Source organism: Mesorhizobium sp. WSM4884, assembly GCF_029625675.1.
Lineage (GTDB): Bacteria > Pseudomonadota > Alphaproteobacteria > Rhizobiales > Rhizobiaceae > Mesorhizobium.
This window is the reverse complement of sequence record NZ_JARTVO010000004.1, coordinates 66,385-79,306: the sequence shown is the minus strand read 5'-3', so window position 1 is coordinate 79,306 and position 12,922 is coordinate 66,385. Positions and strand designations below refer to the sequence as shown.

General features: G+C 62.5%; 15 protein-coding genes. 6 read left to right on the top strand and 9 right to left on the bottom strand.

Annotated features, from left to right (window positions below):
• Positions 1–105: 105 nt before the first annotated feature.
• Positions 106–1,380 carry an ATP-dependent Clp protease ATP-binding subunit ClpX gene (gene clpX, locus P9236_RS07735; RefSeq protein WP_059185169.1) on the bottom strand — a complete coding sequence of 425 codons (1,275 nt, stop codon included), beginning with the start codon at positions 1,378–1,380 and terminating at the stop codon, positions 106–108.
• Positions 1,381–1,675: 295 nt separating this feature from the next.
• Positions 1,676–2,305, bottom strand: a complete 630-nt coding sequence (clpP, locus tag P9236_RS07730) for an ATP-dependent Clp endopeptidase proteolytic subunit ClpP (RefSeq protein WP_127423823.1) — start codon at positions 2,303–2,305, stop codon at positions 1,676–1,678.
• Between the two features lie 330 nt (positions 2,306–2,635).
• Between clpP and P9236_RS07725 the strand changes: the two genes are divergently transcribed.
• A complete protein-coding gene (locus tag P9236_RS07725) occupies positions 2,636–3,223 on the top strand; it encodes a hypothetical protein (protein WP_278074021.1) in 588 nt (195 codons plus the stop codon).
• A gap of 89 nt (positions 3,224–3,312) precedes the next feature.
• Here the strand turns inward: P9236_RS07725 and P9236_RS07720 are convergent, their stop codons facing one another.
• Together P9236_RS07720 and cysE are read right to left on the bottom strand one after the other, a co-directional pair.
• Positions 3,313–3,516, bottom strand: a complete 204-nt coding sequence (locus P9236_RS07720; RefSeq protein WP_040969488.1) for a DUF3126 family protein — start codon at positions 3,514–3,516, stop codon at positions 3,313–3,315.
• A gap of 149 nt (positions 3,517–3,665) precedes the next feature.
• Positions 3,666–4,514, bottom strand: coding sequence for a serine O-acetyltransferase (gene cysE / locus P9236_RS07715; RefSeq protein ID WP_278074020.1), 849 nt, complete (start codon positions 4,512–4,514; stop codon positions 3,666–3,668).
• Between the two features lie 121 nt (positions 4,515–4,635).
• On the opposite strand from cysE, the gene P9236_RS07710 reads away from it, so the two are divergent.
• Entirely contained in the window at positions 4,636–5,238 is a 603-nt protein-coding gene (locus P9236_RS07710; RefSeq protein ID WP_278074019.1) for a hypothetical protein, read from the top strand.
• A gap of 6 nt (positions 5,239–5,244) precedes the next feature.
• Here P9236_RS07710 and P9236_RS07705 read toward each other — a convergent pair whose 3' ends face one another.
• From P9236_RS07705 to P9236_RS07695, 3 genes are all read right to left on the bottom strand, one after another.
• The gene (locus tag P9236_RS07705; RefSeq protein WP_278074018.1) at positions 5,245–6,012 is read right to left on the bottom strand and encodes an alpha/beta hydrolase; all 768 of its coding nucleotides are present in this window, start codon (positions 6,010–6,012) and stop codon (positions 5,245–5,247) included.
• A gap of 14 nt (positions 6,013–6,026) precedes the next feature.
• Complete coding sequence (locus P9236_RS07700) at positions 6,027–6,539, bottom strand: DUF192 domain-containing protein (RefSeq protein ID WP_278074017.1); 513 nt, start codon at positions 6,537–6,539, stop codon at positions 6,027–6,029.
• 209 nt (positions 6,540–6,748) lie between these two features.
• Entirely contained in the window at positions 6,749–7,318 is a 570-nt protein-coding gene (locus P9236_RS07695; protein ID WP_347405177.1) for a cold-shock protein, read from the bottom strand.
• Positions 7,319–7,597: 279 nt separating this feature from the next.
• Between P9236_RS07695 and gloA the strand changes: the two genes are divergently transcribed.
• Both gloA and P9236_RS07685 read left to right on the top strand, forming a co-directional pair.
• The gene (gene gloA / locus P9236_RS07690) at positions 7,598–8,038 is read left to right on the top strand and encodes a lactoylglutathione lyase (protein WP_278074015.1); all 441 of its coding nucleotides are present in this window, start codon (positions 7,598–7,600) and stop codon (positions 8,036–8,038) included.
• 125 nt (positions 8,039–8,163) lie between these two features.
• On the top strand, positions 8,164–8,451 hold the full coding sequence (locus P9236_RS07685) for a DUF2218 domain-containing protein (RefSeq protein ID WP_278074014.1): 288 nt from the start codon (positions 8,164–8,166) through the stop codon (positions 8,449–8,451).
• A gap of 62 nt (positions 8,452–8,513) precedes the next feature.
• Here the strand turns inward: P9236_RS07685 and P9236_RS07680 are convergent, their stop codons facing one another.
• Together P9236_RS07680 and ilvA are read right to left on the bottom strand one after the other, a co-directional pair.
• The gene (locus P9236_RS07680; RefSeq protein ID WP_278074013.1) at positions 8,514–9,071 is read right to left on the bottom strand and encodes a DUF1697 domain-containing protein; all 558 of its coding nucleotides are present in this window, start codon (positions 9,069–9,071) and stop codon (positions 8,514–8,516) included.
• Positions 9,072–9,082: 11 nt separating this feature from the next.
• On the bottom strand, positions 9,083–10,339 hold the full coding sequence (gene ilvA, locus P9236_RS07675) for a threonine ammonia-lyase IlvA (protein WP_278074012.1): 1,257 nt from the start codon (positions 10,337–10,339) through the stop codon (positions 9,083–9,085).
• A gap of 234 nt (positions 10,340–10,573) precedes the next feature.
• On the opposite strand from ilvA, the gene P9236_RS07670 reads away from it, so the two are divergent.
• Positions 10,574–11,650, top strand: a complete 1,077-nt coding sequence (locus P9236_RS07670) for an alpha/beta hydrolase (RefSeq protein WP_278074336.1) — start codon at positions 10,574–10,576, stop codon at positions 11,648–11,650.
• Between the two features lie 109 nt (positions 11,651–11,759).
• Positions 11,760–12,920 carry an alpha/beta hydrolase gene (locus P9236_RS07665; RefSeq protein WP_278074334.1) on the top strand — a complete coding sequence of 387 codons (1,161 nt, stop codon included), beginning with the start codon at positions 11,760–11,762 and terminating at the stop codon, positions 12,918–12,920.
• The last annotated feature ends 2 nt before the right edge of the window (positions 12,921–12,922 follow it).

Below are 12,922 nucleotides of genomic sequence, written 5' to 3'. Positions count from 1 at the left end.
AACATGGTCCGCTTATCCACTCCATCACCAAGCGGCACATCCCTCACAGCAAAACGGCGCCGCACGGGCGCCGTTCCATGAAAAAATTGCCGATCAGCTGTCATGTCAGGCGCTGACGTTGCCCTTCTTTTCCTTCTGCTCGGAATAGATGTAGAGCGGCCGGGCGTTGCCGGAGACCACCTCTTCCGAGATCACGACTTCGCGCACGCCTTCCAGCGCCGGAAGCTCGAACATCGTGTCGAGCAGGATTGCTTCCATGATGGAACGCAGGCCGCGGGCGCCGGTCTTGCGCTCGATGGCGCGCTTGGCGATCGCCGACAGCGCGTTCTCGTGGAAGGTCAGGTCGACGTTTTCCATTTCGAACAGCCGCTGATATTGCTTGACCAGCGCGTTCTTCGGCTCGGTCAGGATCTGGATCAGCGCCGGCTCGTCGAGGTCTTCCAGTGTCGCCAGAACCGGCAGACGGCCGACGAATTCCGGAATTAGGCCGAATTTCAGCAGATCCTCGGGCTCGACCTGGCGGAACAGGTCGCCGGTGCGCCGATCCTCGGGCGAAGCCACGGTAGCGCCGAAGCCGATCGAGGTCTTGCGGCCGCGATCCGAGATGATCTTGTCGAGCCCTGCGAAGGCGCCGCCGCAGATGAACAGGATGTTGGCGGTGTCGACCTGCAGGAATTCCTGCTGCGGGTGCTTGCGGCCGCCCTGTGGCGGCACGGAAGCGACCGTGCCTTCCATGATCTTCAACAGTGCCTGCTGCACGCCCTCGCCCGACACGTCGCGGGTGATCGAGGGATTGTCCGACTTGCGCGAGATCTTGTCGATCTCGTCGATATAGACGATGCCGCGCTGGGCACGCTCGACATTGTAGTCGGCCGACTGCAACAGCTTCAGGATGATGTTCTCGACGTCCTCGCCGACGTAACCGGCTTCGGTCAGCGTCGTGGCGTCGGCCATGGTGAAGGGCACGTCGATGATGCGAGCCAGCGTCTGCGCGAGCAGCGTCTTGCCGCAGCCGGTCGGGCCGATCAGCAGGATGTTCGACTTCGCCAGTTCGACGTCATTGTTCTTGCCGGCATGCGCAAGGCGCTTGTAGTGGTTATGGACGGCGACCGACAGCACCCGCTTGGCGTAGGGCTGGCCGATGACATAATCGTCGAGGACCTTGAGGATCTCCTGCGGGGTCGGCACGCCCTCGCGCGACTTCACCATCGAGGTCTTGTTCTCCTCGCGGATGATGTCCATGCAGAGTTCGACGCACTCATCGCAGATGAACACGGTCGGACCGGCGATCAGCTTGCGCACTTCGTGCTGGCTTTTGCCGCAAAACGAGCAATAGAGCGTGTTCTTTGAATCGCCGCCGTTGTTGCTAACCTTGCTCATTTTTCTGTCCTTTCACCGCCTGCTCGCCGATGGTCTGGCCGCTTGGCGTCTCACCAATCTATCGCGGCAATCCGCCACCGCCAGTGTCCCGGCTCACACAGCGCATTCCGTACGAAACATAAATCAGAAAACGCGACAATGATTCGCAGCAACCCCATGCAAAGCTAAGCCGTCGAAAATCAACATAGCCTTAACGTAGGCAATCCCAGCCTTCGAGGGAACAGGCAATTGTGGCCGAAATGCCGCAAGCCGCGCCAAAAGCGCGTTATCCCGCCATTCAGCTGCCAATCAGGGCCTATGCGGTGGCCGTTTCGCCCAGCTCGCGCGTCGTGATGACCTTGTCTATCAGACCAAAGTCCTTGGCCTCGTCGGCGCTCATGAAATGATCGCGGTCGAGCGTCCGTTCGATCTCGTCATAGCTCTTGCCGGTGTGCTTGACATAGACCTCGTTCAAGCGGCGCTTCAATTTGATGATGTCCTGCGCATGACGTTCGATGTCCGACGCCTGCCCCTGGAACCCGCCTGACGGCTGATGGACCATGATGCGGGCGTTCGGCGTGGCAAAGCGCATGTCCTTGTGGCCGGCGCAAAGCAGCAGCGAGCCCATCGAGGCCGCCTGGCCGATGCAGAGCGTCGACACCGCCGGCTTGATGAACTGCATGGTGTCGTAGATCGCCATGCCCGAGGTGACGACACCGCCCGGCGAGTTGATGTAGAGGTTGATTTCCTTCTTGGGATTTTCCGCCTCGAGGAACAAAAGCTGTGCACAAACCAGCGTCGCCATGCCGTCTTCGACCGGGCCGGTGATGAAGATGATGCGTTCCTTCAAGAGGCGCGAGAAGATATCGTAGGCCCGCTCGCCGCGATTGGTCTGCTCGACCACCATCGGAACGAGGTTCATATAGGTTTCGACGGGGTTCTTCATGGACTGCCCTTATTGGATGGATTCCGGCGCCGTGAAATATGAGAAATCGGGCGGAATCGGTTCTGGATCGTTAGGTCCTAAATAGGATGTCGGCTCACCCTAGCGCAAGGCCGCCCCTCCTAGCCATCTGGTTAAGTCGAATCAAGCGTCTCGGCCCAAGGAATGCCGCTGATGGGCAGGCAAATTATCCCGCGTCGAAGAGCGGCTCCGCCAAGGTAGCAGTTTCTTAACCGCGCTGCTTAACGACAAGCCCTGAAATCCCTGTCCGGGGGCGGACCTTCCGATACGCTCCTGCGTTGAATGGGCGTCCTTTTTCAACGGGGGAATGTCATGTTCTACAAGGGTTCCGCATCGCTCACCGCGGTCGCGATGCTTGCCACCGTGTCGGAAACCCCGGCCGGCGGCCGCGCGCTCGAATGCTACGAGCCGGTGCGCCGGCCGGCGCTTTATGACACCGTCTACGAAGACGTGATGGTGAGCCCAGGCGGCCAACTCGTCGACTATGACCCGCCGATCTACGGCACGAGCGAAGGCCTGGAGCAGATCGCCCCGCCCCGCGTCAGTTATGAGGTCGTGCCCGCGGTCACGCGAACCGTCTACCACACGGTCAAGGTGGACGATGGCGGCTACGCCTGGGAATGGCGCGTCATCCATGGCCGCAAGGTGCTTTGCAAAGTGTGGCGCAAGGCGCGCTACGCGCGGGTCGCCGAAACCGTCATCGTCGAGCCGGAGCGCGTCCGGCGCGTCGTTCTCCCGGCCGAATTTGAAGGCGTTGCCCGAGAGGTGCTGGTGCGGCCGGAAGAGCGGCGCATCACCGACATCCCGCCTTCATACCGGACCGTGGCTCGTCGGGTGGTGGTGCGGGAAGGCTCGACCGACTGGCGGCGGGTGCACATCCCGCGGCACTGCCCGGACTAAAGCATGTCTCCCGAAAGTGGGAACCGGTTTCGGGGCAAAGACATACGTACGTCCGGGCCGCTCGTGGCGCCCGGACGAAAATACCCGGTTTAGGCCAGGTCGACGTCAAGGATCGCCATCGAAAAATTATAGTCGCCGTCGTCCTCGTCTTTGAAGACGATGCCGAGGAACTCGTCGCCGACATAGACCTCGGCCGAGTCTTCCTTGCGCGGGCGCGCCTTCACCTGCAGCTTGGGATTCTGGAAGACGCGCTTGAAATAGGCGTCCAGCTTTCTGATTTCGTCCGGCTTCAAAAGTCTTCTCCGAAATGTCGGCTTGTTCGTTGGAACGCGCTTCTGGCACGCCGACGATGGCGATGTAAAGGCAAGCTGGCAGCATAACACGGGACAACCGGCACCCGAAATGGCGGCCGGATTCCGGCCGCGGCCGATGACTGCCGAATTCAGATGTCGAAGCTGACGACGTGGTCCATCGTCTGCGAGGGCAGAAGCTGGTCCATCTGCCGCGAAGGCTGGTCGCAGCCCGTTTCTCCCACGACGCGGGCCGGCACGCCGGCGACCGTCTTGTTGTGCGGCACGGGCGACAGCACCACAGAGCCAGCCGCGATCTTCGAGCAGTGGCCGATCTCGATATTGCCGAGGATCTTGGCGCCGGCGCCGATCAGCACCCCGCGGCGGATCTTCGGATGACGGTCGCCGCTGGCCTTGCCGGTGCCGCCGAGCGTCACACCGTGCAGTATCGAGACATCGTCCTCGATGACGGCCGTCTGGCCGACCACCAGGCCGGTGGCGTGGTCGAGGAAGATTCCCTTGCCGATGCGGGCGGCCGGATTGATGTCGGTCTGGAACACCGAGGATGAGCGGCTCTGCAGGTAGAGCGCGAAGTCCCTGCGGCCCTGGTTCCATAGCCAATGCGCCAGCCGGTGTGTCTGGATGGCATGGAAACCCTTGAAGTAGAGCACAGGCATGATGAAGCGGTCGCAGGCCGGGTCGCGGTCGTAATAGGCTTGGATGTCGACGCGAACGGTCCCGCTCCACTCGGGATCGTCGGCAAGCATCGCCTTGAAGGTCTGCCGGATGAGGTCGGAGCCGATGTCCTGGTGCGCCAGGCGCTCGGCCAGCCGATGAATGACCGCTTCTTCCAGGCTTTCCTGATTGAGGATGGTCGAATAGAGGAAAGCGGCAAGCAGCGGGTCGCGGTTCACCGCTTCCATCGCCTCGTCGCGGATCGCGCGCCAGATCGGATCGACCGGCTGCACCATGCTGGGGCGGGCTATCGTAACGCTGTTCATCGACGGTCTCCGGCCTGCTCGTTCATCCGGCGGCACATATAGGCCAGATCGTAGCACGGTTGAACTCAATTTTCCTTAGTGCTTTGTCAAATGGACTTGGTTCACGGGAATTCAAGCCGTAATGGAAAACGAACCCTTGATCGACGAAGCACTGAAAAGCGAGCTTGCCGCGCTCTATCAGGCCGGAGACAGGCATTATCACGACCTCGCCCATGTCGAGGCCATGCTGGCTTTGGCCGAAGAATGCCGACGCCTGCTCCATGACCCGGACGCCGTCGAAGCGGCGATCTGGTTCCACGACGCGATCTATGACAGCCGCGCCAAGGACAACGAGGCCAAAAGCGCGGCCTTGGCGGAGCAAAGGCTGTCCGACCGCGTCAGCCCGGAGCGTCTCAGCCGCATTGTGGCGATGATCGACGCCACCGCCACGCATCAGTTGCCGCAGCTCGACGACGAGAAGGCGACAAACGACGCAGCCCTGTTCCTCGACATGGACTTGGCAATCCTTGGCGCCGAACCGGACGTCTTCGACACCTATGAGAAGGCGGTCCGGCGCGAATATGGCTGGGTCGAAGAGCCGCTGTGGCGCGCCGGCCGCGCCGCCGTCCTGAAGGGTTTTCTGGCCCGCCCGCATATTTTCCATACCGCCGAATTCCGGCAGCGTTTCGAGTCTGGGGCAAGGCAGAACCTGGAACGGTCGCTGGCCGCGCTCGAAGCCGGATAATACCGCTCAGAGCGGGTTCTCGGCGTAGAATTCCAGCACGCGCTGCTTGAAGCTCTTGTCGCCGACGGCAAGCATGTGGTCGCGGCCTTCGATATGAAAAGCCTTCGCGTTGGGCATGAGCACGGCCAGTTCGTCCGGCGAACCGGCGATGTCGTCCTTAGTGCCGACGGCAATCAGGGTTGGCTGGGCAATGCGCGCGACATCGTCCTCGCTCATGGACGCGCGCGAGCCGATGATGCAGACGGCGAGCGCCCGGCGGTCGCTGCGCGTCTGGTCGGCGAAGGCGCGAAACGAGCGGCCCCGCGCATGCCTGATCGTACCGGGATCTTCGGCCAGAAGCGCATCGGCGATCGGGTCCCAGTCGCCGACGCCGTCGACAAGACCGATGCCGAGGCCGCCCAACACCAGCGTCGCAACCCTGTCCGGATTGGACAACGCCATGAATGCGGATACCCGCGCGCCCATCGAATAGCCCATGACATGGGCGCGTTCGATGCCGAGGCGATCGAGCAGCGCGGCCGCGTCCGAGGCCATCCTGACCGGCGTGTAGTCGGCCTCGTCGTAGCTCTTCGACGAGGAGCCGTGGCCGCGGTTGTCGAAGGCGATGGCGCGGTAGCCCGCGTCGTTCAGCGTCTTGAACCAGCCGGGCGAGACCCAGTTGACGTAGTGGCTCGAGGCAAAGCCATGGATCATCAGCACCGGATCGCCCTGCCCGGACGCCGGCTGGCGGTCGAGATAGGCGAGTTCGAAGCCGTCATGGGAAAAAAATTGCATTGGTGTTGCCGCGGTCAGTTGGAACCGGCGCCCGACACCTTGGCGATCGCCGGATGGCGCAAGAGATCGCCGTCCCTGAGACCGTCTTTGGCGGCCGTTCCCGCCTTGAGCTCGAGCACGAAGCTTACGGGCTGTCCCGGAGAAATGATGGCTTCGGATTCCGGTTCGCCGCGCTTGATGGCCTTGATCCTGCCGTCCTGGCCGACAAAGACCAGATCGAGCGGCATCGGCGTGTTCTTCATCCAGAAATTCACCTCGCCGGGCTTCTCGAACACGAACAGCATGCCGTGATCGTCGGCCATGTCCTCGCGAAACATCAGCCCGGCCTCGCGCTCTTCGGAGGTATCGGCGATCTCGATGGAGAAGGAGTGCTTGCCGGAGCCGGTCATCGCGACCAGCGGCGTCGGATCGACCGGCAGCATCATGGCCTGGCCGTCCGCCGCACTCGGTTTCAGGGCACTGAAATAGGCGGCCGAAACGATGGCGGCGCAAAGCGCGCCTGCAGTCAGCCAGTTGCGGTGAGCCATTTGATACCTCGTCCGGGCCGTCCTAAAGCATGTCTCCCGAAAGTGGGAACCGGCTTCGGGACAAAGACATGCGTAAATCGAAAACCTAAAGCGCACAGAGCGCATCTGAAAGGTCGCGATGCGCTTTAGACCATGATCCAGGCGAGTGGAACCGGTTTTCGGACAAAGATTGGCCTTGCACGGGCCATCCTGATCGTGTCGGGGAAGCCCTAATGCGAGACCGGCAAGGTGCCCATATCGGGGTGAATTTCGGCGGCCATAAGGCCTTTGTCGCCGCGCCCGAAGCGAACCAGCACGACCTGGCCGGGCCTCAGTTCGGTGATACCGTAGCGGCGCAGCGTCTCCATGTGGACGAAGATGTCCTCGGTGCCCTCGCCCCGGGTCAGGAAGCCGAAGCCCTTGGTGCGGTTGAACCACTTCACCAGCGCCCGTTCGAGCCCGCTCTCCGCCGTCACGGTGACGTGCGTGCGCTGCTCCTGCTCCGCCGGATGCACCGCTGTCGAGGCATCCATGGAAAGAACGCGGAAAGCCTGCAGGCCACGCTCGCCCTGCTTGACGAGGCAGACCACGCGCGCGCCTTCCAGCGCAGTCTGGAAGCCGTCCCTTCGAAGACATGTCACATGGAGGAGAACGTCACCCGAGACGCCATCGTCCGGAAGAATGAAGCCGTAGCCCTTGGCCACGTCGAACCATTTGATAGCCCCGGCGATCTCGACAAGCTCGGTATCGCCGCCGCTGTCCCGCTTCAAGGCGTCGTCAAGGCTTCCGTCCCGCCCCATGAAAGAGGCTTTTTCCCCCATAAGAATGCCCCCTTTTCCAACTGCAACCACGACTGATTCTTGCCATGAGATTAACACTGCGGCTTCCGGGGTGTGCAAGACCTGACGTGCCTTTTTTCACCGTTGCGCACGGGAAAGCCTTAATAGTTGTTTGCCGGCGCCGGTCGGCAAGCAACGGTGCAGCTCGAAATCGACCGCTCGCCGGTTTTGTCGGACGATTGCCCTTTGACGGAGCCGCTCCTATGGTGCGCCGCAACGCAACGCTCCGAGGAAACCGACATGCGCTATCTCCATACAATGGTCCGCATCGCCGACATCGATCGATCGCTCGATTTCTACTGCAACAAGCTCGGCCTCAAGGAAGTGCGTCGCTACGAGAACGAGCAGGGACGCTACACGCTGATCTTCCTCGCCGCGTCCGAGGACGAGCAAAGCGGCATCAGTGAAAAGGCACCGATGGTCGAGCTGACCTACAATTGGGACCCGGAAGAGTATAAGGGCGGCCGCAATTTCGGCCACCTCGCCTATGAGGTCGACGACATCTACGCCACCTGCCAGAAGCTCATGGACAGTGGCGTGACCATCAACCGGCCGCCGCGCGACGGCAACATGGCCTTCATCCGCTCGCCTGACGGCATCTCGATCGAGCTTTTGCAGAAAGGTCCGGCAAAGGCCAAGGCCGAACCGTGGGCCTCGATGCCGAACACCGGAAGCTGGTAGGCGTCGGCCCATCCCGAGGATTTGACCGGCCGGTCCATGGTGTTTCGCCGAATGGTGCCTATCTACCGGCTTGCGGCGCCAGCCTGATCGGGCTGGCGCTTTCTTTGAGCCGCCAGGAGAATTCCATGCCGACCAGCCGCGCCGACGTCGCTACCGAACACGCCAGCCGCTATCTGCAGCAGCTCTGCAAGCATTGGGCGCACAAGTTTCCGGTCGAGTTCGATCCGCATCACGGCGCCATACAGCTCTCGCTCGGCCGCACGGTGATGGATGCCGACGACAAGGCTCTTCACATCGCGGTTGCCGCCGACGATCCCGCCTCGCTCAAGCGGCTGGAAACCGTGGTTGCCGACCACATCAAGCGCTTCGCCTTCCGCGAGGAGCTGACCTTCGACTGGCAAAAGGCCGCCTGAGCCCGTGCAATCCAGGAAAAGTGCCTCGCGATTTTTCCGTCCGGATTGCGCAGAATGAACAATCAGCCGCCTGCCTTGCCCGCCATTTCGCGCAGGGCAAGCACGCTGCGCCAGTTGCGCGCCGTGTCCGGTACCTTCAGCGTGCGCGGGATGAGATTGGCGAACACCGATTTGCCGACCCCGTCGGGTGCGTGCAGGTAGAGCACGTCGCCCTTGATCTCGAACCGCTCCGGGCCGGTGCATTTTTCCGCGAGCCGCGTGGTCTCTTCCGCGGTCGGCTCCCGCTCCAGCACGTAGGCGTGCAGCTTGGTCGGCTCGTCGACGACCTCGGGATACGGATTGCCTTCGACCAGTCGTTCGAACCATCCGGCGTCGCGCACCATGATGCGCGAATTGAAGCCCCATTTCTTCTCGAAGGCCGCTTCGAGCTGCTTTGCCAGCGCTGTCGCGTCGCCCTTCTTCGCGCGAAACACCACGTTGCCGCTTTGCACATAGTTCGCAACGTCGCTGAAGCCGAGGCTTTCGAAGAACGACTTCAGTTCCGCCATCCTGACGACGCGGTTGCCGCCGACATTGATGCCGGAAAACAGCGCCACGAAAACCGTCCCTTTGTCGCTCATTCTTGGTCCGCTCATATGATGAACCCCGCCAGCGTCTCGTTGTCGGTGATGTCCTGATACTGCACGCCCTCGGCGTCGAAATTGGCTTTCAGCAGATCGAAGTTGCGCCGGTCCTTGGTTTCGATGCCGATCAGCACCGAGCCGAAATTGCGTGCCGATTTCTTGAGATATTCGAAGCGCGTGATGTCGTCGTCCGGGCCGAGCATCTCGAGGAAGTCGCGCAGGGCGCCCGGCCGCTGCGGGAAGCGGATGACGAAATACTTCTTCAGACCTTCGAAACGCAGCGCCCGCTCCTTCACGTCGGGTAGACGCTCGAAGTCGAAATTGCCCCCGGAGACGACCGCAACGACGGTCTTGCCCCTGATCTCCTTGCGCGAAAAATCCTTGAGCGCGTCGATTGCCAAGGCGCCGGCCGGCTCCAGCACCACGCCCTCGACATTGAGCATCTCGATCATCGTCGCGCAGAGCCGGTTCTCCGGGACGAGGCGCACAGAGTCGGCGGTGAACTCCTTGAGATGGCGCAACGGCTCGCGGCCGATCTCGGCGACCGCTGCGCCATCGACGAAATTGTCGACCTTGGCGAGCTTGACCCGCTTGCCGCTGGAAAGGCTCTCGCTGAGGCTCGGCGCGCCCGCCGGCTCGCAGAATATGAAGCGCGTGTCGCGATGCCGGTCGGAGAAATAGTGGGTGACGCCAGCCGCCAGGCCGCCGCCGCCGACCGGCAGCATGACGATGTCGGGCATGCGCCCGCCTGGCATTTGGGCCGCGATCTCATAGGCAACCGTCGCCTGGCCCTCGATGATGTCCTTGTGGTCGAAGGGCGGCACCATATGCGCGCCGGCGGTCTCGGTGAATTCGAAGGCGGCGCGATAGCTATCGTCGAAGAAATCGCCGACCAGCTTGATCTCGACGAAATCGCCGCCGAACAGCCGCGTCTTGTCGATCTTCTGCTGCGGCGTCGTCACCGACATGAACACCACGCCTCTTTTGCCGAAATGACGGCAGACGAAAGCGAAGCCCTGGGCGTGATTGCCGGCCGAGGCGCAGACGAACAGCTCGGCATTGTTGCCGGCGGCGAGCGCCTTGCGAAAGAAATTGAAAGCGCCCCGGATCTTGTAGGAGCGGACCGGCGTCAGGTCCTCGCGCTTCAGAAGGATGCGGGCGCCGGTCTTCTTCGACAGATAGTCGTTCTCCTGCAGCGGCGTTTCCGGAAATATCCCGCGGATCGCCTCGGCGGCAGCGGCGACGCGAGAAGAGAAGCTGTTCATGAGGCGATCGCCCTCGGATTGCATGGCGCGAAACGCTGGCTATCGCACAAATCGACGCTTGCGGCCACCGATGCAGCGGCACAGCGTATTTGGCTTTCGCGCAACAGTGTCGCGGCCGTCGCCAACCGCCGAGCAAATTTCCGCTGGACACGACTTACTTCCGCCGCACTTCGCCTGTCCGGGAGATTTCGCGGAGGTGGATGGCCAATTGCGGCCGGAGCGGATTTGTTGGACGTGCATTTGAAGACGCTTTTGATCATTGCCCTGGCTCTGCTGACGGCAGGCTGCGCGGGGCGGCAGACACAGGAAATTCTGGGCAGCGTCGTCGTGCCGACGGCGGCGACCGAGATCGCCGGCAACCACTCGATCTTCATCGCCACCACGCGCAAGCGCTCCGACGATCCGAACAAGGTCTTCGACGGCGAGCGTTCGGCGACGCTGAACTATGCGCGCGTCAGCGTCACGGTGCCGCCCGTCCACCAGACAGGCCAGATCGAGCGGCGTTCGCGCGGCACGTCGAACGACCCGACCAAATATTTCATGGCTTCCGAGGTCGTCGGCTACGACACCCAGCCGAAATTCGCCAGCGCGCTCAATGCCGATATCGACGCCCGCGGAGGCCGCGTCATGGTCTTCGTGCACGGCTACAACACCGGCTTCGACGACGCCGTCTACCGGCTGACCCAGATCGTCCACGATTCCGGCTATCCCGGCACGCCGGTGCTGTTCTCCTGGGCTTCGGGCGCCAAAACCACCGACTACGTCTATGACAAGGAAAGCGCCGCCGCCGCCCGCGACCAGCTGGAAGTGACGCTGAGAATGCTCGCGCAGACGGGCGCGCGGCGCATCGACATCGTCGCCCATTCGATGGGGACATGGGTGACGATGGAGACGCTGCGTCAGCTCGCCATCACCGGCGACCGCGATCTCAACGGCAAGCTCGGCGACGTCGTTCTGGCCTCGCCCGACATCGATGTCGATGTCTTCAAGAGCCAGATGCGCCGCTACGGCAAGCCCGACAAGCCATTCATCCTGCTCCTGTCGGACGACGACCGGGCGCTGAGGCTCTCCGGCCTGATTGCCGGTTCCCGCCCGCGCGTCGGCGACTACAGGGACGCGGCCGATCTCGCCTCCTATGGCGTCACGGTCGTCGACCTTTCCAAAGAGAAGGGCAGCGACAGCTTCAACCACACCAAATTCGCCGATAACCCGGCGCTGGTGAAGATGATCGGCCAGCGGCTGCGCGAGGACGATGGCTTTGCCAGCGACCGCGATGTCACCGACCGCATCAGCCAGCTCGCCACCCAGTAACCGTGCTTACGCGGCCGCCCTGCATCGACTTTGAACTGGACCGAGCCGCCCTCTGGCTTTATCGAAGTAGCCAGAGAGGTTCGCCGCCCTTGGGGGACCCCGGGTGATCGTGTGTTTGAAGATCGGCGTTGGCCTTGCCCTTGCGCTCGCCCTGGCGGGCTGCGCCGGCGGAAATACGCATGATCTTCTGAACCGGAAGGCGGTCGCGGTGCCGGCCTCCGATATTGCGGCCACCCATGAAATCTTCGTCGCCACGACTCGCCAGCAGGCGACCAAGGACCCGCGGCAGGTGTTCGACGGCGACCGTTCGCTGACCGCCAGCTACGCCCGTGTCGACGTCACGGTTCCAAAAATCCATCAGGTTGGCGCGATCGAGCGCGCCAAGGGTTCGGCCGACAGCAATCCGGCCAAGCAGTTCACTGCCACCGATGTCGTGCACTACGGCGACGCCTCGCAATTCGCCAAGGCGGTCGGTGCCGATATTGCCATACGCGGCGACCGCGCTTTGGTCTTCGTGCACGGCTTCAACAACGGCTTCGACGACGGCGTCTACCGGCTGACCCAGATTGCGCACGATACGAAATACCAGGGTACGCCGGTGCTGTTCTCATGGGCGTCGAGCGGCAAGACGACCGGCTACATCTATGACAAGGACAGCTCCACCGCGGCGCGCGACGACCTCGAGGCGACGCTGCGGATGCTTGCCAAGACGCGCGCCAAAAGCATCGACATCATCGCCCATTCGATGGGAACCTGGCTGACGATGGAAGCCTTGCGCCAGCTCGCCATCACCGGCGACCGCGATCTCAACGGCAAGCTCGGCTACGTCATCCTCGCTTCGCCCGACATCGACGTCGATGTCTTCAAGAAGCAGATGATCCGTTACGGCAAGCCCGACAAGCCGTTCGCCATCCTGCTCTCGGGCGACGACCGGGCGCTCAAGCTGTCCAGCTTCATTTCCGGCGACAAGCCGCGCGTCGGCGACTACGGCAACGCGGCCGATCTTGCGAGCTACGGCGTGGTCGTTGCGGATCTGACCAACACCAAAGGCGGCGACCGTTTGAACCACGCCAAGTTCGCCGACAATCCGGTCCTGGTACAATTGCTTGGCGACCGGCTGCGTACACCGGCAGCCCTGCGGGCGGACGAACCTCAAGGGGCCGGGTTGGACAATATAGGACAGGGTCTCGGCAAAGCGGTGGGATCGGTCGCCGAAGTGGTGATCACCACGCCGTTCAAGGTGCTGACCATCGCCACCGGCGGTCAATGATC